We start from the raw sequence: 23,191 nt of genomic DNA, 5'->3' as shown, positions 1-23,191 counted from the left end.
ATGCGGTACAGCCGCAAAACGCCATGCTCGTCTCACTCGTCATCCCCGTCTACAACGAGATTCCCACCCTCGCGGAGCTGCTGCGGCGCTGCATCGCCGTGGACTTCCCCAAGGAGCTCGTTCTCATCGACGACTGCTCGAAGGACGGCAGCCGCGAGTTCCTCCGCCAGCTCCAGGAGCAGGGGGTGGACCTGTTGGGCGGAACGCCGCGCAACCGCAACGAGGTGCGCGTGCTCTTCCAGGAGAAGAACCAGGGCAAGGGCGCGGCGCTGCGGCGGGGCTTCGCCGAGGCCACCGGCGACATCATCATCGTGCAGGACGCGGACCTGGAATACGACCCGCGTGACATCCCCCAGGTCATCCAGCCCATCCTGGACGGGGACGCGGACGTCGTCTTCGGCAGCCGCTTCACCGGCACGCCCCGGCGCGTCCTCTATTACTGGCACACCGTGCTGAACAACCTGCTCACCACGCTGTCCAACATGACGAGCGGCCTGAACCTCACCGACATGGAGACCTGCTACAAGGCCTTCCGCGCCGAGGTCCTGCGCTCCGTCACGGTGGAGGAGGACCGCTTCGGCTTCGAGCCCGAAATCACCGCCAAGGTGGCGCGCGGCAACTGGCGCGTCTTCGAGGTGCCCATCAGCTACCACGGGCGCACCTACGAAGAGGGCAAGAAGATTGGCTGGAAGGACGGCGTGCGCGCCCTCTACGCCATCGCCAAGTACAGCGTGAAGCGGTAGTCCCCGGCGGGGGCGGCGCGAGGGCCGCCCCCACGTCCCGTCACACCTGGACGCCCGAGGGCTCGGAGACCGTCGCCGGCAACGGCGCGCCCGTGAGCAGGCTCTTCGCCGCCTCCACCGCGTCGTGCGTCCCCGTCAGCGCCAGCACGTCCCCCGGCTGGAGAACCTCCTGCGCGGACGGCACGGACACGCTGGAGTCCCCTCGCCGGATGGCCAGCACCGTCGCGCCCGTGAGGCCGCGCAGGTTCACCTCCGCCAGCGTCTTGCCCGCGGCGGGACTGGACGCATCCAGCCGGACGGGCACGGGCTCACCCAGACCGGGCAGCACCTTGGAGACATGGTCCAGTGCGTGCTCATCCGCGCCGGGCTCGCGCGAGTGCGACTGCGCCGCCAGCGCCTCCACGATGACCTGCGCGCCCGCGCGGACGTGGCCGTGCAGGTTGGTGGCGCCCCGCCAGAACGTCACGCACAGCGCGCCAATCAGGGCCAGCACGACGACCGGGCCCATGGCGCCGCGGAGGAACGGCTGCGTAATCGCCACGATGGGCACGCTCACCAGCAGGATGATGCACAACTGCAGCGTCGCCAGCAGCACGCGCCGGGGCGCCGCCGCCAGGTCCACCCGTCCGTCCTTGCGTCCGGGCAGCGCCGCTTCCGCCAGCTCCTCGCCCAGCCGGCGCGCCACCTGCACCACGCCCACCAGGAACGGGATGGAGAGCAGCATCGCGCCGCCGATGATGATGTAGCGCGAGAGCTGGTCGTCGATGCCGAGCTGCGCCTCGATGATGCCGGCGAGCCGGCCCGCCATCAGCGACGTGCCAATCACCAGGACGATGATGAGCACCGCGTCCAGGAGCAGCAGCCGCGCCAGCCGGCGAACCCCCGCGCCGAACGTCTGGCGCCGAGGCGCCTCCCGCAGCCGCTCCACCCAGGTGCCGTACAACGTCACGAAGGTCTGCAGCGGCTTGGGCAGCTTGCGGTCCACGTAGCTGGCCACCGGCCCCGAGGCGCGAATCAACAGCGGCGTGGTGAGCGTCGTGATGGCGGAGACGGCCACCGCCACCGGGTAGATGAACTGCCCCGTGGCCTTCAGCGACAGGCCCAGGCCCGCGATGATGAAGGAGAACTCACCAATCTGCGCCAGGCTCATGCCGGCCTGCACGGAGGTGCGGGTGCTGTTGCCGGTGAGGAAGGCGCCCAGCGCCACGCTGAGAATCTTGCCGACGATGACCACCGCCGTGAGCACCAGGATGGCCGCCCAGTGCTCCCGCACCAGCTCCGGGTTGATGAGCATGCCCACCGACACGAAGAAGATGGCGGCGAAGATGTCCTTCACCGGCTGCACCAGGTGCTCCACCACCTTCTCCTCGCCGGACTCCGCCACCAGCGAGCCCGCGAGGAAGGCGCCCAGCGCCACCGAGTAGCCGAAGGCCTGCGCCAGCAGCGCCACCGCGAAGCAGATGCCCACGCTGGCCACCAGCGTCGTCTCCGGCCGGTTGAGCTTCACCACGTAGCGCACCGCGCGCGGGATGATGAACAGGCCCACCACCACCAGGCCCACCAGGAACGCCACCAGGCGGCCCGTGGTGATGGACAGCTCGCCCAGCGACAGGCCGCTGCCCGAGGAGACGGCCGTCAGCGTCGCCATCAAGAGGACGGCGATGAGGTCCTCGACGATGAGCACGCCCACCACCAGCTCGCGCAGCCGGCCTCGGATGTTCTGCTCGTCGAAGGCCTTGGCGATGATGGTGGTGCTGGAGATGGCGATGAGCGCGCCCGTGAAGAGGCTCTCCACGGTGGTCCACCCGAAGGCGCGTCCCACCACGAAGCCCAGCCAGATCATGATGCTGCACTGGATGACGGCTGTGACACCCGCCGTGGGGCCCACGGCGAACAGCTTGCGGAGGCTGAACTCCAACCCCAGCGAGAACATCAGGAGGATGACGCCCAGCTCGGAGAGCGTCGTCACCACCTCCGGATTGGCGACGAGCGGAATCGGCAGGTAGGGGCCGACCACGAGGCCGGCCAGGATGTAGCCCAGCACCACGGGCTGGCGAAGCTTCTGGAAGAGGACCGTCGTCACTGCCGCGACGCACAGGACGACGGCAATGGCTTGGAGGACCTCGTGGGCTCCATGCATCGGTGCACCTCGAAAAAACCCAACGAAAGATAAAGGTTCGAACCGGCCCGGCGGCATCCGGCGGACCGCGCATCATGCGGAACGAAACGAAAGGAGCAGGCGCGTTACGGCCGGGGCGAACCGGAGCGCCGTCTTCAGCCGTGGGCGGGTGGGCCGCGCAACGACTGGGTGACGAGCCTCGGCCGGTCTCCCGCGTCACCGCCAGACACCGCCAGGGCCGCGGAACGCAGCAGCCGGGCGGTGTCCGTGGCAACGGCCTGCCGCCGTTCTCGAGCCTGACGGTGTGCCTCATGGAGGCCCAGGTGGAAGGGCTCGCGACCCCGGCCCAGGATGGGCTTCGTCACGCCCACCGCCCCGGCGCTCATCACCAAGGCCCAGGTGTCCGCGCCCACCCCGGCCAGGCGCCCACTGCGCCACTGCCGGGGCCGTTTGCCCGCGAAGGCCACGCTGCCGCGGTCCATCCGCGCGTCGTCGCGCGAATCGGAACGGAGCGCCACGGCGGCCTCCGCCGCCTCCGCCCAGCGCACCGCGTTGATCCCCGACAGGGAGGCAAGCGCCGTGCCCAAGGCCACGACCAGCACCAGCCCGTGCGCGCGTCGCCGGGGTGCGGACAGCAACGATGTCGGGCCGGCGGAGCGCATCCGCTTCTCCTGTATTACGCGGGTGCACCCCAGTAAAGCGCTCCCCCACGTTGGGAAAACGCCAAACCAGGGCTTGGCGGCCTGGTTTCTGCCACGCCGACGAAACTCCTCCGCCTCATTTCCTGAGAATCCTCGCAGCCCCCCACCCTACCCGCTCTTTTTAAAGGGCAGGAGGTCCCCGTGCCTGCTTTCGCGACAGACCCGGTGGAGGGCCCAGGACGGCGCGTCGTGAGGCTCCGCCGTTCCGCACCACACCCCTGAAGCACGCACGCCGCGTCCTGTCCGCCCCCGCGAAACAGGAACGGCCGTGACGGACTGGAGAAGGTACCCCCATGGGAATCGGTCGACTGATTGGTGGCGCGGCGGATGCCGCGAAGCGAGCGGCGGAGGCGGCGGCGAAGCGGGCGGCGGAGGCGGCCCGGCGTGCGGCGGAGGCCGCGGCGCAGAAGGCGGCGGAGGCGGCGCAGCAGGCCGCCGCGAAGGCCGCGGAAGTGAAGGAGAAGGTCTCCTCCGTGGCCGCCGAGCGCGCGAAGGACGTCTTCGAGGGCGCCAAGGACAAGGTCGGTCAGGTCGCCGGCGGTGTGGCCAACGTCACGAAGAACGCCGTTGAGGACACCAAGGACAAGGTCGGACAGGTCGCTGGCGGTGTGGTCGGCGCCACCCAGAACGCCGTCGAGGACACCAAGGACAAGGTCGGTCAGGTCGCTGGCGGCGTGGTCGGCGCCACCCAGAACGCCGTCGAGGACACCAAGAACAAGGTCGGACAGGTCGCTGGCGGCGTGGTCGGCGCCACCCGGAACGTCGTCGAGGGAACGAAGGACCGCGTGCAGGACGCGGCGGGCAACGTGCGCAACGCCGCCGGGGACGTCTTCGAGGCGGGCCGCACCGCGACGCAGCGCACCCTGAGCGCCACCGCCACCGCGACCGCCGTCACGGCGAACGGGCTGGGGAACGTCCTCCAGGAGGCGGCGCAGCGCGCGGGCCCGGTGCTCGACAAGGCGACGGACATCGCCGCGGACGGGCTGGACCTCGCGGGCCGGGCCATCCAGGACGCGCCCACGGCCAACCCCCTGCAGGCGATTGGCAACGACATCATCGGCGGGGTCCTCCAGGGCACGGCCGACGTGGTTCGCGACCCGGTGGACACGGCCCGGGCCATTGGCGACGCCGTCAACCTGAACCGCCAGGTGGACCAGCTCAAGCCGGGCGAGAGCACCTCCATCAGCCTCTACGCCGAGGCCAACGGCGCGACGCTGGCCGGCAAGGTGAAGGGCACGCTGGGCGTCAGCCGCAGTGAGGAAGAGGGCGGCGGCTACACGGTGGCCGTCACCGGCGAGGTCGGCGCGGGCGTCGCCGCCAAGCTGGGCGCCAAGGGCGCGGCGGACGTGGGCGCCGAGGCCTTCGGCACCGCTGGCGCCACGGTGGAGTTCAAGTTCGACACCGCCGAGGAGGCCAAGAACGCCACCCGCATCATCGCGGCCTCCACCGCCACGGCGGGCGCCAGCGCGACCAACCCCGTGCTGGGCGCCGGCGTGAATCAGGTGCTGGGTGACCCGCTGTCGGACCTGGCGGGCCTGACGGAGAACATGAGCGCCGTGGAGTTCAAGATGGGCGCCGAGGCCAGCGTCAACGCGGAGCTGGGCATGAAGGGCCTGCCGGATGCCCTCAGCGCGGGCGCCAGCGCCGGTGCCGGCGTCAACCAGAGCACCACCGCCCGCATCGAAATGGAGGGCGGCAAGCCCCAGAAGCTGACCCTCAAGCAGAGCCTCGAAATCAGCGCCAACGCGGGTGCGTCCGCGGGCGTGAAGATTCCCGGCGACGTGTCCCTGCCCACCAGCGCCTCCGCGAACGCCTCCGGCAAGCTCCAGGTGGAGCTGGAGCAGAGCGTGGAGCTGCCCGAGGGCTTCAGCCCGACGGACTTCATCAAGGACCCGAAGGGCACGGCCCGCGAGGTGGGCGCCTCCGCGCGGGACACGATGGAGGCGAAGCTCACGCTGACCGACTCGCGGCAGGCCTCCGCGTCCGCGCTGGGCCTGGGCGGCGGAACGGGCCGCGAGGTGAAGACGGAGATCAGCGGCAACATCAACGACATCGCCACCAGCGGCGCCTTTGGCAGCATCGCTCGGGGTGAGGTGGGTCAGGCGCTGGACCAGCTCAACGGCAAGGTCGACGTGAAGGCCACCGTCCAGGACAAGCAGACCGTCTCCGGTGACCTGGGCGTGGGCATCCACGCCGGCGTGGGCGGCGGCGAGGTGGGCATCTCCACCGAGCGCACCTACGTGGGCGAGGAGAAGGACCTTTCCGCGGCCCAGCTCGCCGAGCTGTACCTCACGCAGCGCTGGTCGGCCGGCATCCCGGGCTGACCCCGCCTCACCGGGCCCCGCCCTCCCTGGGCGGGCCCGGGGTTCCCGGGTGTGGGCCCGTGTCGGCCCCACGAGTGGCCTCATCCGGGGGCGGGCAGTTCGTCCGCCATGGCACAGCCCCGGCGGACAAGCGTCATGGGCCTGCGGGGCAGGAGTGCCCCTTCTCCGGGCCCGACTTAGCTTTTCGAGGTGCTTTCAAGATTCCTCGTCTACGGGTGTGTCGGGTGGGTGCTCGAGGTGATGTTCACCGGCACGGGCGCCGCGCTGAAGAAGGACCGCAACGCCACGGCGCGCACCTACCTATGGATGCACCCCATCTACGGAGGAACGGCCCTGGCGCTGGAGGAGGTCTCCGCCCGGCTCAAGCCCCTGCCCCGGCCCCTGCGGGCCCTGGCCTACACGGGGCTCATCTTCGGCGCGGAGTACGGCACGGGCTGGTTGCTCAAACGCCTGCTCGGCCGCTGCCCGTGGGACTACGCGCCCCACAAGTGGAGCGTCCACGGCCTCATCCGCCTGGATTACGCCCCAGCCTGGTACCTTACCGCCCTGCTGTTCGAGCCCGTGCGTGACACCCTGCTCCACGTCACCAGCGAGGCCCTGCGTCAGACACCCGAGTACCGCGACGCCGAGGCCCAGGGGACGCTGCCCCCCGCCGCGCTGCCCGAGGAGAAGCCGCTGGAGGCGGGGCTCGTGGCCGCGCGCTTCGAGGCCGCGCAGGGCGAGCCGACGCCCATTCCCTGAAAGGCCCGGCGGGGCCCTGCGTCCGATGGCCGACTGCCCTCCTGCCAGAGGTGAAAGCCGCTACCGGCTTTTCTTCCTCCGTGCTGCGTCGCGTAGTACCTTGGCCTGCGTCTGCCCCCGCGATGACGGGGAAATTCCGCCGACCCCCCGAAAGTTCCCGCCCCCGTATGTTTGACTGGCTTCACACCCTCTTCTCGCGTGACCTCGCCATCGACCTCGGCACGGCGAACACGCTCATCTACATCCGCGGCCAGGGCATCGTCTCCAACGAGCCCTCGGTGGTGGCCGTCCAGCATGACGCGCGCGGGGGCAAGAAGGTCCTCGCGGTGGGTAAGGAAGCCAAGGAGATGCTCGGGCGCACCCCGGGCAACATCGTGGCCATTCGCCCGATGAAGGACGGCGTCATCGCCGACTTCGAAATCACGGCGGCGATGCTGCGCTACTTCATCCAGAGCGCCCACAACCGCAAGACGCTGGTCAACCCGCGCATCATCATCGGCATCCCCTCCGGCATCACCGAGGTGGAGCGCCGCGCGGTGCGCGAGGCCGCGGCCAACGCCGGCGCCCGCGAGGTCTACCTCATCGAGCAGCCCATGGCGGCGGCCATTGGCGCGGGCCTCCCGGTGACGGAGCCCAGCGGCAACATGATTGTGGACATCGGCGGCGGCACCTCCGACGTCGCGGTCATCAGCCTCGCCGGCATCGTGTTCGCCAAGAGCGTGCGCATCGGCGGCGACAAGCTGGACGAAGCCATCATTCAGTACGTGAAGCGCAAGTACAACCTGCTCATCGGCGAGCGCACGGCGGAGCTCATCAAGATGGGCATCGGCACCGCGTACCCGACGGACGAGGTCATGACCATGGAGATCAAGGGTCGTGACCTGGTGGCCGGCGTGCCGCGCACGCTGACCGTGTCCAGCGACGAGGTCCGGGACGCGCTCGCCGAGCCCGTCAACGGCATCGTCGAAGCGGTGAAGCTGACGCTGGAGCGCACACCGCCCGAGCTCGCCGGTGACATCGCCGACCGCGGCATCGTGCTGGCCGGTGGCGGCGCGCTGCTGAAGAACCTGGACACCCTGCTGCGCGAGGAGACGGGCCTGCCCGTGTTCCTCGCCGAGGACCCGCTGTCCGCCGTCGTGATTGGCGCGGGCAAGGCGCTGGAGTCGCTCGACATCCTCCGGCAGGTCTGCCAGCCGGGCTGAGCCTCACGCTCCACCCTGCCAGGCCCCACGGCGCCACCTCTCACGAGGCTGGCGCCGTTTCGCTTTTCAGGGCTGGGTTTGACAGGCCCGCGGACAGTGGACTGTGGTGCGCGCATGAGAACGACCTCTTCGCGTCCCAGGCTGTCCGCGCTCACCGCCGCCGCCCTGCTGGTGGCCTCCCCGGCCCTCGCGGATTGGTCCGCGGACGTCGTCACGAAGATGAAGCTGGAGGCCGGCAAGAAGCCGCCGCCGGACATCCAAGGCAAGGTGTACGGCCGCAAGGGGCTGATGCGCATGGACGCGGAGCTGCCCGACATGTCCGGCGGCAGCATGTCCATCCTGTTCGACTTCGAGAAGCGCACGGGCACCACGCTGGTCCACGCGCACAAGGTGGCCACCGAGCGGAGCCTGGATGACCTTCCGGTGAAGCTGCCCGCGTCGTGCACCAGCAAGACGCAGAGCTACGACGCCTGCTTCAAGGAGCAGGGCTACCGGCAGGTGGGGACGGAGCAGGTGAACGGGCATCCCTCCGCCGTGTACGAAGGCACCATCCCCGGCGCCACGGGCGTGCCGACGCAGCAGAAGCTGTGGCGGCCCACCGACCTGCCCGAAGTCCCCTACGTGCGCGCGCGCACGACGAGCCCCTCGGGACAGGTGACCGAGGTCAACCTCACGAACATCCAGCAGGGCAAGCAGCCCGACTCACGCTTCAAGGTGCCCGCGGGCTACCGCAAGGTGGCGCCGCCCACCACCGCCACGGGCCTGCCGGCCTCGGTGCCCGCGGCCTTCACCGCCAAGGACTTCGAGGGCAAGACGCCCGAGCAGATTCAGGAGATGGTCCGTCAGCGATTGGGGCAGCAGGGCCTCCACGTTCCGCAAGGCACCACGCCTCCGCCGACGCCGTGACGCGCGCGGGTCAGGGACGGCGGTGCTTCGCGTAGAGGCCGTCCCGCCACGCGAGCAGGTCCGGGAACCGCTCCGCGAGCGCCGCGTCGGACCACACCTCCCGCGTGCCCGGGCCCAGGGGGAGATGGCTGTCATCCACGGGCCGCACGCACTGGAGCATCAGTGCGGCCGTGATGTCCGCGTAGCTGAAGTGGCCGAGCAGGTACGGCTGGCCTCGCAATGACTCGCGCAGCCGCTCCAGCGCGGGGATGACGGTGTCGCGAATCGCGACCTCCGCGTCACCCGGCGCGTGGTGCTTGCGGGCCACGAAGCGCGCGCCCAGCTTCGCGGTGGGCGCCAGCAGCGGCCGGAGCCCGAGGGCAGGAAGGCGGGAAGGCTCTCCGCCTGGGCCTGGGGATTCTGAATCAGCCTCGCCACCACCCGGGCCCGCGCCGCGGAGAGCACCTGCTCACTGTCAGCCTCCCAGCGCTGGATGGCGGGCAGGTCCGCGGCGGAGAAGAGAGGCTCACCCTGCCCCAGCTCCTCGGCGCGCCTCGCGATGGTGAACGAGCCGGGGAAGGCCTCGCCGTCATCGATGAGCAGCGGCACGGCGGGCCGCGTGCCCCGGGGCGTGCGCCAACGCAGCAACGGCTCGCCAAGGAGCGGCAGGTGCTCGTGGTAGCGATAGGCCACCCGGTGGTGGTCCAACGCCCAGCGGGCCTTCTCCGTCCAACCCGAGTAGCTCAATCCGTAGAGTGTGCGCATGCCGCCCGGGACAGTACGCCCGACTGCGGGCACGACTCCAGGGCGGCCCCCGCCGGATGTCAGGCCTTGCGCCAATGGCTGTCGGCGCGAGCATCTCCAGGCGGCTGGCGGACATCCCCGCCCGCTGAGCCCCCTCACCGCCGAGGCGACGCGTTCCTCCGAATCCATTGGTCCGCGGCCTCGACATCCAGGCGCAGGTCGCCGGGAGCCCCAGTCAGGACTTCGTCGCGCAGGTACTGGTGAAGCAGCGACCCCTCCGCGTCCGAGTCCAAGCGGACAGCGTCCACGTGCGCCGCGACCACGGTGTGGTCACACGCCACCAGCAGGCCCGCGCGCAGCGTCTGCTCGACGACGAGTCGCTCATCGTTCCGCCAGGCCAGCAGCGTGTCCGCGACGTCCAGGTTCCCGCCAATGACGACGGCGCCCAGGGTGCTCATCCGCGCGGTGGAGAGCGAGCCGCCCACCGCGATGATTGAACCCGGCTCGTAGTCGACGGTGGCTCCGCCCACGCGGACGTCTCCGGTGCAGAGCAGCCACGCGCCCTCGTCCACGTCGAGCGACCCCTCGATGTTCAGGTGGCCGGGAATCCAGAGCGGACTCCGGACAGCGCCCTCACGGTGATTGGAGACCACCAGGTCTCCTGGCACCGACGCCGTGCGGGTGGGCGGACCGAACAGGTGAAGCGCCAACCGCACCAGGGCGAACGCGCTGGTCTCATCACCGAAGACGCCGTCCTTTCCGTAGGAGGGCGCCGCGTAGAGCCGGTCCAGCAGCGCCTCGATCGTCTCCGGAACGGGCGCCTGCATCAGGCACCGAGACAACTGCTCGGCGCGACGACGATTCCCTCGGAGCACGCCGCCCGTCAGGAGCTGGGCGACCACCGCATCGACGGCGGGCGCATAGTCATGCGGCGAAACAGGGGGCGAGCGAGGTGGCGCTGAGGACATGCCTGACACGTCTAACAGGCCGCGCAGGCCCCAGAAACCCACTCACGCGGCGACGCGCGCCCCGCGTGGGGCACGGCCGCGAGACGGCACGGCGGCCGACGCACCGAGCCTTGGCAATTGACGCGGGCGCAGTAGCCAGGACGGTTCCGGGCAACACCTTATCCGGGAGGCATCACCCATCCGCCCGGATGGGACACACCTAGCCAAGGATACGAGCCATGGAACGAGTGGAAGCGGACCGAACCCGAGGAGGGCTCGCCAAGGCGATGGCCGTGCTGGCCATCATCGGCGCCATCAACTGGGGCCTGATTGGCTTCTTCAACTGGAACCTCGTGAACGCGCTGTTCGGTGGCGAGACCCGGACGGCGATGAGCGCGCTGAGCCGACTCATCTACTCCATCGTGGGTCTGTCGGGCGTCGCGCTGGCGCTCACCTTCCCGTGGAAGAAGAGCCTGGGAGCCACGACGACGACCACCACCACCACGCCGAGAACGGACATGGGGTTCCACCGCAGGACCGAAGTGCGTCCCTGACGCGAGCGGGCCCGCGGTTCTTCCGGCCCGCCCGCGTCGAAACCGGGTGGTACGTTCGGCGACCCCCAACGGCGCGGTTGCACCTCGGCCCGTCACACCACCGGGCCGGGGCCTCCGCGCGCGGAAGCCGCCGCCATGTCCTCTACGTCGCGCATCTGGCCGGCATCGACCATGCGTCCGACACGACGCTGCGCCCCCTGGCGCTTCCCGACGGAGCGCCGTTGCAGTTCACCGTACTGCGAGGTTCCTCGGAGGGCGTCTGGTCCTTCGCCGATCAGACCATCGGGTGCATTCGCGATGGACAGTGGTATCCGCTTACCTGCGGACCCCGCTCTCCCTAATGGCTGAACGGGCCTCGGAGCGGGGCACTTGCTGACTCGGGGCATTTGGCGCAGGAAGGCCCCTGCCCGTGATTGTCCGCCCCCGTCTCAGCTCGATTCGGCTCCTCTTCGTCGTGCGAGGAACCATCCTGCCGCGCGTCCTGCCCCATGTCCTGGGCATCGCGGCGCTCTCCGCGCTCGTCGTCTGGGCATATCAGCAAGGGCATCTGCACCTGCAGGTCACCTCGCCGGCGCCGCTGTCCTTGCTCGGCATCGCCCTCTCCATCTTCCTCGGGTTCCGGAACAACGCTTGCTACGACCGTTGGTGGGAGGCCCGGAAGCACTGGGGCGCGCTCATCATCGAGCTGCGGTCGTTCTCCCATGAAGCCATCGCGCTCCTGGGCGGCGCCGGCGCGCGAGGGCTGGTGCGGCGGAACATCGCCTTCGCCCATGCACTGGCCGCGCACCTGCGTGGACACGATGCCCGCGAGGACCTCGTCCGCCTCCTCCCGGAGCCAGAAGCCGCACGCGTCCTGGCCAGCCAGAACCGGCCCAATGCCCTGCTCCGCGAACATGACCGCGAGCTGGCCGCGCTGCTCCGGGAGAAGCAGCTCACCGACATCACCTGGAGCGAGCTGAGGACACGCGTCCACGGCATGATGAGCGTGCTCTCCGCGTGTGAGCGCATCCGCTTCACACCGCTGCCTTTCACGTACACGGTGCTGCTGCACCGCACCGCCTACCTGTTCTGCCTGCTGCTCCCCTTCGGCCTCGCGGAGGCGCTGGGCTGGTTCACGCCCGTGCTCGCCGCGATGATTGCCTACACCTTCTTCGGGCTCGACCGCTTGAGCGATGAGCTGGAGGAGCCTTTCGGGACGGAGCCCAACGACCTCTCCCTGCTGGCGATGGCGCGCACCGTGGAGATGAACCTGCAAGAAGCCCTGGGCGAACCCCAGCCCGAGCCCCTTCAGCCACGCGACTTCATCCTCCTGTAAGCGGCCCGCCTCGCGTTTTTCCTGTTCTAGAGCGAAGGCGCCCCTTGATAATCCTATGAAGGGCAACAACACCCTTGAGGGGGAATCATGGGACTCGCTGAACGCCGTATCGTGAAGAACTTCGAGACCAACGTCCTGCCGGGCCTGAAGCAGCAGATTGACGAGGCCGCGGGCTTCGACGTTCCCATCGAAGTGAAGTGGGACTCGCTCACCAAGGACGACGCGTACTCCGGCTCCTGGACCGAGTCCTGGCCGACGCTCTACTTCCAGCCCGTCGTCATCGCGTTCAAGAACATCTGCATCGATGACATGGGCAAGGAGGCGCTCGTGAGCCACCTGAAGAAGATCGTCATCCAGGACGTCAAGGACGTCTACGGCGCGGAGTGGGTCACCTTCGAGGACGGAACCCTCACGCTGGACCACCGGTTCTGCAACGTCGACGACGTGGACACCCGGGTGCAATCGCTGCAGACGACGCTCGAAAAGGCGCTCTGATTCGCCTCGCCCCACCGCGGGTGGCCTGGAGGCACTCCAGGCCCCCGCCTACTTCGTCTGGAGCACGGACAGCACGTTCCCCGAGGGGTCCGTGAACCAGGCGATGGGCGGCCCCATGTCGCTCCGGACAATGCCCTTCGCGTCCGCGTCGAAGCCGTCATAACGCTCGAAGCGCACGCCCCGGCGGCCCAGTTCGTCCACGGACTTCTCGATGTCGTCCACGGGGAAGTTGAGAATCGTGTACGTCGCGGGCGTGTGGTTGTCCTTGGGATAGACGAGGACGTCCCGGCCACCCGCGAGGTGCAGCGTCAGCATGCCGTCCGACACGTCTGTCTTCAGGCCCAGCGTCTCGCCGTAGAACTTCTGGGCCGCCACCACGTCCTTCACCGCGAAACCGCTGAACGCCTGCGTGTTGCCAAACATGCCTGCCTCCCAGGGTGGATGACCGGGCCCAGCCCTCTCCATCAAATGGCCATGGCACGCACGCGCCGCAACACGTCACCGCCGGGGGAATAACCCGTCACATCGGATGGAACTGCTCGATGGTGATTTCCTCCACCAGGGCATCCTGGGGCGCGCCGAAGCTGGTGAGCGTTGTGTACCAGCGCGTCGTCGTCCCATCGCGGGTGAAGGTCAGCGGCACCAGCACGGAGCCCGCGTTGGCGGGCCGCAGTGAGGTCAACGCCTCGACGCCTGGCTGGGCGAGCACGCGCGCAAGCACGGCCGCCACGGGGGACCGAGGGCCCCTCAGCCGCGTGCCCTCTCGCAACCGGTGAAGCAGATACCTCGCGACCTCTTCCCAGTTGCCAATGGCTTCGCGCACGGGCCCGGGCACGAAGACGAGGTCCATCAGGTTGACCTGCCCCAGGGCCTCGCGCGGATGTCCCATCAACGCGAGCGCTCCGGAGTTCGCGTCGAGCACGGTGTAGGTGCCATCCACCACGATGGCGGGGTAGGGCTCATGCGAAGCGAGGATGAGACCGGCCGCCCGGCGGACCTCCGACAGCTCCGCGCTGTTCCAGCCCCGCTCGCCGAACTGCGGTGCGAAGCCCGCCGCCACCAGCAGGGCGTTGCGGTCCCGCAGCCCCAGGCCCAGCGCCTCCGCCAACCGCAGGACCATGTCCTGGCTGGCGCCGGAGCGGCCCGACTCCAGGAACGACAGGTGGCGTGCCGACACCTGTGCCTCCAGCGCGAGCGCCAACTGGCTCTTGCCACGCAGGGTTCTCCACTCCTTGAGCAGCGGTCCAATCATCGCCGTGTTCCCTTTCGAGCCCAGACTGCCGCAGCCCGTGACGCGCGACGATGACCTTCGAGGTAATTGAGAACATTCCCTGCCAGGAACACTCTGCCTCCCGTCCCCACCCACTCGGAGAGCACCATGCTGCCTCGGTTCCTTCAGAATCCCCGCTTCGTCTACCAGGTCGATACGGCCGCCGCGCTGGGCCTGGGCCTGGCGCTGATGCTGCTTGCACCCACACTCACCCAGCTCGCGGGCTGGGCGCTGCCGTCCAGCTTCCTGTTCGGCCTCGGCCTCTTCCTGATGCCCTGGGGCGCGTTCAACTACTGGGTCTCGCGGCAGCCCGTCCCTGGCGCCGTCCTGGTCCACTTCTTCGTGGACGGCGGTTGGGTCCTCGGCAGCATCCTGCTCATGGTGCTGCACGCGGAGACCCTCACGGCCGTGGGCAACGCGCTCATCGCCGGGCAGGCTGTCGCCGTGGCAGGCGTCTTCGCGCTCAAGGCCATGGGCTTCCCGGCGATTCGCGCGGCGGCGGCATGAACCCCGCCCTCACCACGCGCGGTGGGCTCACCCGCTGGTGACGACCTTCAACGCGGGCTTCGTCTCGTCCTGCGCCGCGGCGTCCGCCGCCGGGGAGTCCTCCCGCGCCGTCTTCGACAGCTCCAGGCTGCGGGTCAGCAGCGCCTTCAGCGCCCAGACCTGGGGCACCGACTCGATGTAGACGCGGCTGGTCCCCAGGGCCGCGGGCGACGCCTCCACCTCGAAGCCCGCGGCGACGGCCCGCGCATCCTCCACCGGGACCCAGGTCACGATGCTCTTGCGCTTCCCGTTGCCGAAGAACCGGGCGAACCACTTCGTGGGCCGCTTGTACGACACGTTGAAATAGTTGGCCGTGTCCCGGAAGAGGATGTCGTCGGCGACGTAGCCGTTCTTGACGCAGATGTCCCGGACCGCGCGGTAGAACTCCAGCTCCGTTTCGGTGGTCTCCACGGCGGGACGGCCCTTCTCATCCGCCTGCGCGCGGGACTCCGCCTCGAAGGGCTTGGCCGACTCCGGCTTCACGACGTTGGCGCCCTCCTGCGCGGCCACCGGCTCCGCGCCCTCGTTGAGCCGCTGGATGCGCTCCTTGAGCTTGTTCAGGAAGTCATCGCCCATCACCCGGAGCAGCGTCGGCTCGATGGCCTCCTTCGCGACGTCCGCGAGCCGCTCCATGACCGCGGTGGTCCGCTTCCCCTTGTAGATGTCCTCCGTGAGCCACTTGAGGAAGGCCTCGTGCTCGCCGGGTGCCTTCAAGGCCGCCGCCAGCTTGTCGATCATCCCCTGCCGGTAGCGGCTGTTCTCCGCGTCTGTAATCAGCGTCGTCGCGTTGAAGGCATCGCGGCTGAACTTGGACAGGAACTTCGCCACCTTCGCCCAGTCCGCCTTCGTGTCCTCCAACGAGAAGGTGAAGAAGGGCTCCGGGTCCATGACGTTCGGATTGTCCAGGTCCCCGAAGAACAGGTAGTGGCACCCGTCCGTGATGATGCCGAAGTGGAGCTCCGGGAGCTGGGACAGGTAGCGCGCCAATTGCTGAGCCCGGGCCTTGAGGTCGGTGCCCAGGGGCTTCGTCTCGATGACGATGAGCGGCTTGGTGCCCGTCTGGTCGAAGATGGCGAAGTCCATCCGCGCCAAGGACCGCGCGCCCGGCCGACCGCCGTCATCGTGCCCCCAGGGGCACCGCATGGCCATCCTCCACGCATGGGCATCGAGGTGACCGCCGCCCTGGGCTTGCGGCATGCAATCGAGTTCGCGGTCCAGCACCTCGTCGTGTTGATGGGCTTCGTGCTCGGCCTGGCGGTGGAGGCGAGCGGCGTGAGACGCGCGATGCGGTTGCCCGCCTATGCGCGAGGACTTCCCACCGTGTTGCTGGCCGTCCCGCTGCTCGCCCTCGTGGTGGTGCACGTCCTTCCCCTGCCCCGCCTCGCCGCCGGCATCCTCCTGTTGATGGCCATCAGCCCCGGCGTGCCCAGTGTCGCCATCGCGGCCTACCGGCAGCGGGGCGACTTGAGCCTCACGGTGGCGCTGTCCTTGACGCTGTCGCTGGCCGCCATCGTCCTCCTGCCGCTCTCACTCCGGCTGCTCAGCGACTTCGTCCCGGAGGTGTTCCGGGCGCCGCCCACCGCCAGGCTCCTCGAGAAGGTCATGCTGCCCTTCCTGGTGCCGCTCGTCGCGGGATGGACGTTGCGCGCATGGAGACCGGCGCTGGCCCGGACGCTGCTGCGGCCCTTGCTGTGGCTCTTCAAGGCCGTGTTCATCTGCGCCGTGCTCGCGTTGCTGGTCATCAGCGCCCCTCGACTGAGAGAGGTGAATGGCTGGACGCTGCTGGGCATGCTGGTGATGACCCTGGGCTCGGCGCTGCTGGGCCATCTGCTGGGCGGCCCCCGGCCCGAGGACCGGACCGCGCTCGCGCTCGCCGCCGTCTTTGGAAACCCCTCCATCGCGCTCGCCGTCGCGAGCGCCACCGACCAGGGACTGCGACTGCTGCCCTTCATGTGTGTCTATCTGGTGCTGCGCACCCTCGCGCTCTCCCCCTACTTCCTCTGGAACAAGCACCGCCTTCGCCATGGCGCGCAGCCGCCCCGGCGCGACTTCATGCATTCGGGACGGACCTAACAACCCTGGAACGTGGCGCGCTTCGACGCGGCCAGCAGCAGCCGCTGCTCCGCCGCCGCAATCACCCGCTGTGTCGCGAGCACCGCCGCCGGGTCCACGGAGATGGACGTAATCCCCGCGCGGACCAGGTGCTCCGCGAAGTCCGGCCGGTTCGAGGGCGCCTGGCCACACAGCGAGGACGTCAGGCCCGCTTCCTCGCACGCCTGGATGATGTCCCCGATGGCGGCCAGCACCGCGGCGTCCGCCTCGTCGAACAACTCCGCGCAGGACTCCGAATCGCGGTCCACGCCGAGCATCAACTGCGTCAAATCATTCGAGCCAATGGACACGCCCGCAATCCCACACTTCGCGTAGTCAGCGATGCGGTAGACGATGGACGGGACCTCCGCCATCACCCATGTCTTCAAGCCGCGCTGCCGCCCCAGCGGACTTCGCGCGATGAGCTCCAGGCAGGCCTCCAGCTCCCAGCGCGTGCGGACGAAGGGGAGCATCACCTGGAGGTTGGGCGTCTGCTCGCGAACGCGCGCGAGCACCTCCAGCTCCAACAGGAAGACCTCGGGCTCGCGCAGGTAGCGGTACGCGCCCCGGAAGCCAATCATCGGGTTGGACTCCTCGGGTTCGAACTCCGCGCCGCCCTCCAGGCCTCGGAACTCGTTCGTCCGGAAGTCCGTCGTCCGGTACACCACGGGGCGAGGGTGGAAAGCTCGCGTCGTCTGGAGCAGCGCGTGCGCCATCCGGTCCACGAACTCACGGCTCCGGCCGTCGGCAATCAGCTTCCGTGGATGCACACCGCCCAGCGCATCGGTGAGCATGAACTCCGCGCGCAGCAGGCCCACGCCATCCACGGGAAGCGCCGCGGCCTCGCGCGCCTGGGAGGGCAGGGCCAGATTGACGTAGAGCCGCGTGGCGAGCACCGCTGTCGCCGCCACCACCGCGGTGGACGCCACCGGCCCAGCGGCCTGAGGCGCCTCCTTCCCCCCCCGCACCGCTCCCGTCGTCCCATCCACCGTCACCGCCTCGCCGTCCCGCAGCGTGCGCGTCGCGGTGCGCGTGCCCACCACGCAGGGCTTGTGCAGCTCGCGGCTGACGATGGCGGCGTGGCACGTCATGCCGCCCCGGTCCGTCACGATGGCCGAGGCGCGCCGCATGGTGGGCACCCAGTCCGGTGACGTCATCTGGGCCACCAGCACCTCGCCCGTCTGGAGCTGGCTCCCCTCCGAGGGAGCCCCCAGGACGCGCACCTGCCCCGAGGCCACGCCCGGAGAAGCCCCCAGGCCCTGCACGAGCGTCTTGCCCGAAGGCTCCGCCGCATGGGTATCCGCCGGCCCCCCCGCCGGCTTCAACGTCGTAATCGGGCGCGTCTGCACCAGGAACAGCCGGCCGCCTTCTTCCGCCCACTCGATGTCCTGCGGCGCGCCGTAATGCTGCTCCACGCGCAATCCCAGGCGTGCCAGCTCCAGCACGGCGACGTCACTCAGCACGCGTTGCCGTGCCTGCTCCGGGCTCAGCGTCTCGAGTTGCTCGTGCCCCGCGGCGTCGCGCACGCGCCGGATGCTCTTGTCCCCCACCCGGACCTCGCACACCCGAGGGCCCTGCTTGAGCAGGAGGTACGTGTCTGGCTCCACCTGACCGCCCACCACGACCTCGCCCAGCCCCCAGGCCGCTTCGATGACGATGCGACCCGTGTCGCCCGAAGACGGGTCCGCGGTGAACATCACGCCCGCGCGGGCCGAGTCCACCATGGCCTGTACCACCACCGCGATGGCGGGCTCCTCGGTGAGCCCCTCCGCCTTCCGGTAGGCCACCACCCGCTCGCCATAGGCAGAGGCCCAGCACGCCCGCAGCGCGCTCATCAACGCGTCGTCCCCCACCACGTTGGTGAATGACTCGTGCATTCCCGCGAAGGAGGTGTCCTGGGTGTCCTCGGACGTCGCCGAGGAGCGCACCGCCACCGCGCGCCCGTCCCCGAGCTGGTGATACGCCTCCAGGATTCGCGCTCGCAGCCGCGCGGGAATGGAGACCTCGCGCACGCTGCGCCGGAGCTGCTCCGTCACCCGCGCCAGTGAAGCCGGGTCATCCGGGTCGACCTGCCCCCAAAGCGCGCGCAGCCGGTCACGCACGGGGGCCATCGCCTCTTGAAAGGCCGGAGCGGTGACGACGAAGCCCGGCGGCACAGGCAGCCCGGCGCGCGTCATTTCTCCCAGGTTCGCGCCCTTGCCGCCCGCCAGGGCCACGTCCTCTCGGGAAAGCTCGCTGAACCACAGCAGGCGCGGCGCGGAGTCCATGTCCCCACGTTGGGCCTGACGGGGTTGCTCGGTTTCAGGTGAGACGTCCATGACAGGGGCTCCAGGAAGCAGGCGCCGGAAGGGGCGAACGGATTCGGCCAGGGCCTGTTGTCGAACGGGCCCCGGCCCACATGAGGAGGATGCGGCGCGCGCGAGGCGGCGCCAGCCACCGTGTCGCTCGGTGAGTGCCCGAGCCACCGGCCTCCACCGCTGCGTCGCCACGAGCGCCTGCAGCGCTGGCCGCACCGGACGCGGGGTGCCGTGTTGAAACTTCAATCAAGGCGAACCACCTGCCTTGGGGGAGCACATGCGAGCCAATGTCTTTCGTGGCGTGAATCGCTTTGGCATCGAGGAGGTCGAGAAACCTCACGCGGGCCCGGGCGAAGCCGTCATCCGGATGACCCTGACGACGGTCTGCGGAACGGACCTCCACATCGTCCGTGGCGAGTACCCGGTGCGGGAAGGGCTCGTCATCGGGCATGAGCCCGCGGGCGTCATCGAGGAGCTCGGGCCCGGGGTGACGGGTTACCAGCCAGGGCAGCGCGTCCTCGTGGGCGCCATCACCCCGTGTGGACAGTGCAGGGCGTGCCTGGCGGGACACCTGTCGCAGTGTGGCCACGGCGAGGGCTGGGAGGCGCTCGGAGGCTGGCGGATGGGCAACACCCAGGATGGCGCCCAGGCGGAGTACATCCGGATTCCAGCGGCGCAGGCCAACCTCGCGCCCATTCCCGATGGACTCACGGACGAGCAGGTCCTCCTGCTCGCGGACATCGCCTCCACGGGCTTCAGCGGCGCGGAGTCGGGCGGCGTGCGCATCGGTGATGCCGTGGTCGTCTTCGCGCAGGGGCCCATTGGCCTGTGCGCCTCCATTGGCGCGCGGTTGATGGGCGCGTCGCTCGTGGTGGGCGTGGATGGCGATGAAGGGCGGCTGAAGATGGCGCGGCGAATGGGCGTGGACGTGGTGCTCGACTATCGGCAACAGGACGTGGTGGCCGAGGTGAAGCGATTGACGGGCGGTGGCGCCGACGTGGCCATCGAAGCCCTGGGCACCCAGCAGACCTTCGAGAGCGCGCTGCGCTGCCTGCGGCCTGCGGGCACGCTGTCCAGCCTGGGCGTGTACTCCGGCAAGCTCCAACTGCCCTACGACGCCTTCTCCGCGGGACTCGGAGACCACCGCATCGTCACCACCCTCTGCCCGGGAGGCAAGGAGCGCATGCGCCGCCTCATGGAGGTGGTCCGGCAGAAGCGGGTGGACCTGTCGCCACTCATCACCCACCGCTTCAAGCTCGACGACATCCAGGAGGCCTACGCCCTCTTCGGAGAGCGCCGCGACGGCGTCTTCAAGGTCGCCATCCATCCTTGAGCGGACAGGGGCCCTCTCCCGAGGGCCGCCGCACTCTCCGTTGACATCCGGCGGCTCGTTTTTATGATGAGCATCATATGACGGGCACCTCCAAGAAGGAACAGACCCACGAGCGCATCCTCCGGAGCGCGGCCCGTGCGATTCGCCAGGAGGGCTACCAGGGCGTCAGCGTGGCGGACATCATGAAGGACGCCGGCCTCACACACGGCGGCTTCTACGCCCATTTCCCGTCCCGGGAGGCGCTGCTCGCCGAATCGCTCGAAGCTGCCGCCGCGGAGTCGATGCATTCGCTCCAGGAGGCCATCCGCAAGGCCCCCACCGACAAGGGACTGGAGGCCCTGCTCGACACCTATCTGTCCGACGCGCACGCGAAGCATCCGGAGCGGGGCTGCTCGCTCGCCGCGCTCGGCTCGGAGACCCGGCGCCAGTCCGGCGAGGTCCGGTCGGTCACCACCGAGCAGGTCCGGAGGATGTTGGAGCTGCTCGAAGGTCAGCTCCCCGCAGGCGCGGCCGACCAACGCCAGGAGCAGGCACTGGCCGCGCTCAGCACCATGGTCGGCGCGTTGCTGATTTCCCGCGCGGTCAATGACTCCAAACTGGCGCAGTCCTTCCGGACCGCCGCGAAACGCGCCGTGAGCAACAAGCGCCGCTGAGCACTCCGTGGCAAGTCTTTTCACCGCGGCCTCGCGCCGCAAAATATGACGACCGTCATAATTCAGGAGCCGAACCATGCATCTCCAGAACGCAGTGGCCTTGGTCACCGGAGCCAATCGCGGCCTCGGGCTCGCCTTCGCGAAGGGTCTGCTCGAACGAGGCGCGAGCAAGGTCTACGCGACGGCTCGCGAGCCTGGCCCCAGCACAGTGCCGGGCATCGTCCCCGTGCGCCTCGACGTGACACGCCCCGAGCAGCTCGAGGCCCTGGTGCGGGAGGCAGGTGACGTGACGCTGCTCATCAACAACGCGGGCATCAGCCAGCCCGCGGGCCTGACCCACGAGAACGTCCTCACGCATGCTCGCAACGAGATGGAGACCAACTACCTGGGGCCGCTCGCGACGAGCCGCGCCTTTGCCCCCATCCTGGCCCGCAACGGCGGAGGCGCCATCATCAACGTGTTGTCCGTGTTGAGCTGGCACTCCTTCCCGGGCACCTCGACCTACAGCGCCTCCAAGGCCGCCGCATGGGCCATGACCAATGGCTTGCGCCAGGAATTGCGCGAACAGAGGACTCAGGTGGTCGCGTTGCATGTCGGGTTCATCGACACAGACATGGCTCGGACGGTCTCCGCGCCGAAGTCGAATCCTACAGACGTGGTGCGTCTCACGTTGGAGGCGCTGGAAGCAGGTGAGGAGGAAGTGCTGGCCGATGAGGTGAGCCGCATGGTCAAACGAGGCCTCTCCACCGGTGGCTATCTTGTCGCGCCGGGCGCGTGAGGTGACATCCCATGGGTGACGCAGCGAGCAGCGACGCAGCCCCACGTCCAGACGCAGCCCCCAGCCCCGCGCCCTCCGGCCGCACCGCCCTTCAAGAAGCGATGCTGCGAGGGCCCCTGCTGAAGCCCCTGCTCCACCTGGCCGTGCCCACCACGCTGGTGCTGATTGCCCAGTCGTTGGTGGGCGTGGCGGAGAACTGGTACGCGAGCTTCCTGGGCACGGACGCGCTGGCGGGCGTCTCCCTGGTCTTTCCCGTCGTGATGTTGATGACGATGATGTCCAACGGAGGCATTGGCAGCGGCGTGGCCTCCGCGGTGGCGCGCGCCCTGGGCGCGAACCGACAAGACGACGCGAACGCCCTGGTCTGGCATGCCGTGGTGCTGGCGCTGGGCATTGGCCTCTTCTTCAGCATCCTCGCCTGGTGGACAGGGCCCGCCCTGTACCGGGCGCTGGGCGGCGAGGCGGGAGCGTTGGACGCCGCGCTCCAGTATTCGAACTACGTGTTCCTGGGCTCGATTCCCTTCTGGCTCGTGAACCTGCTCGCGGCGGCGCTGCGCGGCGCGGGTGACGTGCGTGTCCCGGCGCTGATGACGCTGGTGGGCGCCGCCGTGTTCCTCGTCGTCACACCGGTGGTCATCTTCGGCTTCGGCCCGGTGCCCGCCATGGGCCTCGCGGGCGCGGGGCTCGCGATGTCCCTGTTCTACGTGGGCGCGACGCTCTGGCTGCTGCGGTACCTGGCCTCCGGAAAGGCCTCGGTCCGTCTCAAGCGAGGCCCGGTGGAGCCGCGCCTGCTCCGCGACATCCTCCGAGTGGGGCTCCTGACGGCGGTGAGCACGCTGCAACCCAACGTGATGGTGATGGTCATCACGGGCGTCGTGGGCCTGTACGGCGTGGAGGCGCTCGCCGGTTATGGCATGGCCTCGCGCCTGGACTACCTCATCATCCCGGTCCTCTTCGGTCTGGGGACGGCCGTGTTGACGTTGGTGGGCACCAACGTGGGAGCGGGGCAACACGAGCGCGCCAGGCGCATCGCGTGGCTGGGGGGAGGACTGGGCTTCGCGGCCGCGGCGGTCATCGGGCTCGCCGCCTCCCTGGCGCCGGAAGTCTGGCTGCATGCCTTCAGCCGCGAGCCGGCCGTCGTGGCGCCGGGATTGGACTACCTGCGCATCGTGGCGCCGTTCTACGGGTTCCTGGGACTGGGCTTCGTGCTCGCGTTCGCCGCGCAAGGCGCGGGCCGCGTGCTGTGGCCCTTCCTGGCGGGCACCTCGCGCCTGGTCATCAGCGCGGGCGCCGGGTGGTTCGTCGCGGCGGGGCTCGACGCGGGACTCACCTCCCTGTTCGCCATGGTCTCCGCCGGACTCGTCGCCTACGCCGGCGTCACCGTCGTCGCGGTGCTCGCGGGCGCCGTCTTCCGGGAGACGGCGCCGCGCGTCCCCTGAGCGAGCCACGCGGC

The 23,191-nt window shown here is 69.5% G+C and carries 23 protein-coding genes; 14 read left to right on the top strand and 9 right to left on the bottom strand.

Annotation, left to right across the window (positions count from 1 at the left end):
* Positions 1 to 23 precede the first annotated feature (23 nt).
* On the top strand, positions 24 to 743 hold the full coding sequence (locus tag A176_RS00245) for a glycosyltransferase family 2 protein (protein WP_002638068.1): 720 nt from the start codon (positions 24 to 26) through the stop codon (positions 741 to 743).
* A gap of 40 nt (positions 744 to 783) precedes the next feature.
* On the opposite strand, the gene A176_RS00240 is transcribed toward A176_RS00245, so the two are convergent.
* Positions 784 to 2,883 carry a monovalent cation:proton antiporter family protein gene (locus A176_RS00240; RefSeq protein ID WP_002638067.1) on the bottom strand — a complete coding sequence of 700 codons (2,100 nt, stop codon included), beginning with the start codon at positions 2,881 to 2,883 and terminating at the stop codon, positions 784 to 786.
* Positions 2,884 to 3,017: 134 nt separating this feature from the next.
* Positions 3,018 to 3,524: a hypothetical protein gene (locus tag A176_RS00235; protein ID WP_021781172.1), complete on the bottom strand. Its 507-nt coding sequence runs from the start codon at positions 3,522 to 3,524 to the stop codon at positions 3,018 to 3,020.
* A 332-nt stretch (positions 3,525 to 3,856) separates the two neighbouring features.
* Between A176_RS00235 and A176_RS00230 the strand changes: the two genes are divergently transcribed.
* The 4 genes from A176_RS00230 (at position 3,857) to A176_RS00215 (ending at position 8,736) form a co-directional block, all read left to right on the top strand.
* Positions 3,857 to 5,887 (top strand): hypothetical protein, encoded by a 2,031-nt coding sequence (locus tag A176_RS00230; RefSeq protein ID WP_002638064.1) that lies wholly within the window; start codon positions 3,857 to 3,859, stop codon positions 5,885 to 5,887.
* A gap of 189 nt (positions 5,888 to 6,076) precedes the next feature.
* Positions 6,077 to 6,628 carry a putative ABC transporter permease gene (locus A176_RS00225; protein ID WP_044889866.1) on the top strand — a complete coding sequence of 184 codons (552 nt, stop codon included), beginning with the start codon at positions 6,077 to 6,079 and terminating at the stop codon, positions 6,626 to 6,628.
* A 167-nt stretch (positions 6,629 to 6,795) separates the two neighbouring features.
* A complete protein-coding gene (locus A176_RS00220) occupies positions 6,796 to 7,830 on the top strand; it encodes a rod shape-determining protein (RefSeq protein WP_002638062.1) in 1,035 nt (344 codons plus the stop codon).
* Positions 7,831 to 7,944: 114 nt separating this feature from the next.
* A complete protein-coding gene (locus A176_RS00215; protein WP_002638061.1) occupies positions 7,945 to 8,736 on the top strand; it encodes a hypothetical protein in 792 nt (263 codons plus the stop codon).
* Positions 8,737 to 8,746: 10 nt separating this feature from the next.
* Here the strand turns inward: A176_RS00215 and A176_RS39520 are convergent, their stop codons facing one another.
* From A176_RS39520 to A176_RS00205, 3 genes are all read right to left on the bottom strand, one after another.
* Positions 8,747 to 8,956, bottom strand: coding sequence for a hypothetical protein (locus tag A176_RS39520; protein WP_420811424.1), 210 nt, complete (start codon positions 8,954 to 8,956; stop codon positions 8,747 to 8,749).
* Positions 8,896 to 9,480 carry a glutathione S-transferase N-terminal domain-containing protein gene (locus A176_RS00210; RefSeq protein ID WP_226994123.1) on the bottom strand — a complete coding sequence of 195 codons (585 nt, stop codon included), beginning with the start codon at positions 9,478 to 9,480 and terminating at the stop codon, positions 8,896 to 8,898. The genes A176_RS39520 and A176_RS00210 overlap by 61 nt, the downstream gene beginning before the upstream one ends.
* 134 nt (positions 9,481 to 9,614) lie before the next feature.
* Positions 9,615 to 10,427, bottom strand: a complete 813-nt coding sequence (locus tag A176_RS00205) for a hypothetical protein (RefSeq protein WP_063787441.1) — start codon at positions 10,425 to 10,427, stop codon at positions 9,615 to 9,617.
* Positions 10,428 to 10,645: 218 nt separating this feature from the next.
* Between A176_RS00205 and A176_RS00200 the strand changes: the two genes are divergently transcribed.
* The 3 genes from A176_RS00200 to A176_RS00190 all read left to right on the top strand — a co-directional run bounded on the left by A176_RS00200 (position 10,646) and on the right by A176_RS00190 (position 12,770).
* On the top strand, positions 10,646 to 10,960 hold the full coding sequence (locus tag A176_RS00200; RefSeq protein ID WP_002638058.1) for a DUF378 domain-containing protein: 315 nt from the start codon (positions 10,646 to 10,648) through the stop codon (positions 10,958 to 10,960).
* Positions 10,961 to 11,369: 409 nt separating this feature from the next.
* Positions 11,370 to 12,275, top strand: coding sequence for a bestrophin family protein (locus A176_RS00195; RefSeq protein ID WP_002638057.1), 906 nt, complete (start codon positions 11,370 to 11,372; stop codon positions 12,273 to 12,275).
* A gap of 87 nt (positions 12,276 to 12,362) precedes the next feature.
* Positions 12,363 to 12,770 (top strand): hypothetical protein, encoded by a 408-nt coding sequence (locus A176_RS00190; RefSeq protein WP_044889867.1) that lies wholly within the window; start codon positions 12,363 to 12,365, stop codon positions 12,768 to 12,770.
* A 48-nt stretch (positions 12,771 to 12,818) separates the two neighbouring features.
* Here A176_RS00190 and A176_RS00185 read toward each other — a convergent pair whose 3' ends face one another.
* Positions 12,819 to 13,193 carry a VOC family protein gene (locus A176_RS00185; RefSeq protein ID WP_002638055.1) on the bottom strand — a complete coding sequence of 125 codons (375 nt, stop codon included), beginning with the start codon at positions 13,191 to 13,193 and terminating at the stop codon, positions 12,819 to 12,821.
* Positions 13,194 to 13,290: 97 nt separating this feature from the next.
* Entirely contained in the window at positions 13,291 to 14,022 is a 732-nt protein-coding gene (locus A176_RS00180; protein ID WP_002638054.1) for a helix-turn-helix domain-containing protein, read from the bottom strand.
* A gap of 126 nt (positions 14,023 to 14,148) precedes the next feature.
* On the opposite strand from A176_RS00180, the gene A176_RS00175 reads away from it, so the two are divergent.
* Positions 14,149 to 14,547, top strand: a complete 399-nt coding sequence (locus tag A176_RS00175; RefSeq protein ID WP_002638053.1) for a hypothetical protein — start codon at positions 14,149 to 14,151, stop codon at positions 14,545 to 14,547.
* A 27-nt stretch (positions 14,548 to 14,574) separates the two neighbouring features.
* Here the strand turns inward: A176_RS00175 and A176_RS00170 are convergent, their stop codons facing one another.
* Positions 14,575 to 15,729, bottom strand: coding sequence for a type I restriction enzyme HsdR N-terminal domain-containing protein (locus tag A176_RS00170; protein WP_049872211.1), 1,155 nt, complete (start codon positions 15,727 to 15,729; stop codon positions 14,575 to 14,577).
* A gap of 15 nt (positions 15,730 to 15,744) precedes the next feature.
* Between A176_RS00170 and A176_RS00165 the strand changes: the two genes are divergently transcribed.
* Entirely contained in the window at positions 15,745 to 16,659 is a 915-nt protein-coding gene (locus A176_RS00165) for a bile acid:sodium symporter (protein WP_002638051.1), read from the top strand.
* Here the strand turns inward: A176_RS00165 and ppsA are convergent.
* A complete protein-coding gene (ppsA, locus tag A176_RS00160; protein WP_002638050.1) occupies positions 16,656 to 18,995 on the bottom strand; it encodes a phosphoenolpyruvate synthase in 2,340 nt (779 codons plus the stop codon). The two genes, A176_RS00165 and ppsA, sit on opposite strands and share 4 nt — an antisense overlap.
* 256 nt (positions 18,996 to 19,251) lie before the next feature.
* Between ppsA and A176_RS00155 the strand changes: the two genes are divergently transcribed.
* From A176_RS00155 to A176_RS00140, 4 genes are all read left to right on the top strand, one after another.
* On the top strand, positions 19,252 to 20,307 hold the full coding sequence (locus tag A176_RS00155; RefSeq protein WP_002638049.1) for an NAD(P)-dependent alcohol dehydrogenase: 1,056 nt from the start codon (positions 19,252 to 19,254) through the stop codon (positions 20,305 to 20,307).
* A 77-nt stretch (positions 20,308 to 20,384) separates the two neighbouring features.
* Positions 20,385 to 20,960 carry a TetR/AcrR family transcriptional regulator gene (locus tag A176_RS00150; protein WP_002638048.1) on the top strand — a complete coding sequence of 192 codons (576 nt, stop codon included), beginning with the start codon at positions 20,385 to 20,387 and terminating at the stop codon, positions 20,958 to 20,960.
* 76 nt (positions 20,961 to 21,036) lie between these two features.
* Complete coding sequence (locus A176_RS00145; protein WP_002638047.1) at positions 21,037 to 21,738, top strand: SDR family oxidoreductase; 702 nt, start codon at positions 21,037 to 21,039, stop codon at positions 21,736 to 21,738.
* 11 nt (positions 21,739 to 21,749) lie between these two features.
* The gene (locus tag A176_RS00140; protein WP_002638046.1) at positions 21,750 to 23,177 is read left to right on the top strand and encodes an MATE family efflux transporter; all 1,428 of its coding nucleotides are present in this window, start codon (positions 21,750 to 21,752) and stop codon (positions 23,175 to 23,177) included.
* Positions 23,178 to 23,191 lie beyond the last annotated feature (14 nt).

This window comes from Myxococcus hansupus (genome assembly GCF_000280925.3).
Taxonomy (GTDB): Bacteria; Myxococcota; Myxococcia; order Myxococcales; family Myxococcaceae; genus Myxococcus; species Myxococcus hansupus.
The sequence above is the reverse complement of the archived record's forward strand: the minus strand, read 5'-3'. Positions and strand labels throughout refer to the sequence as shown.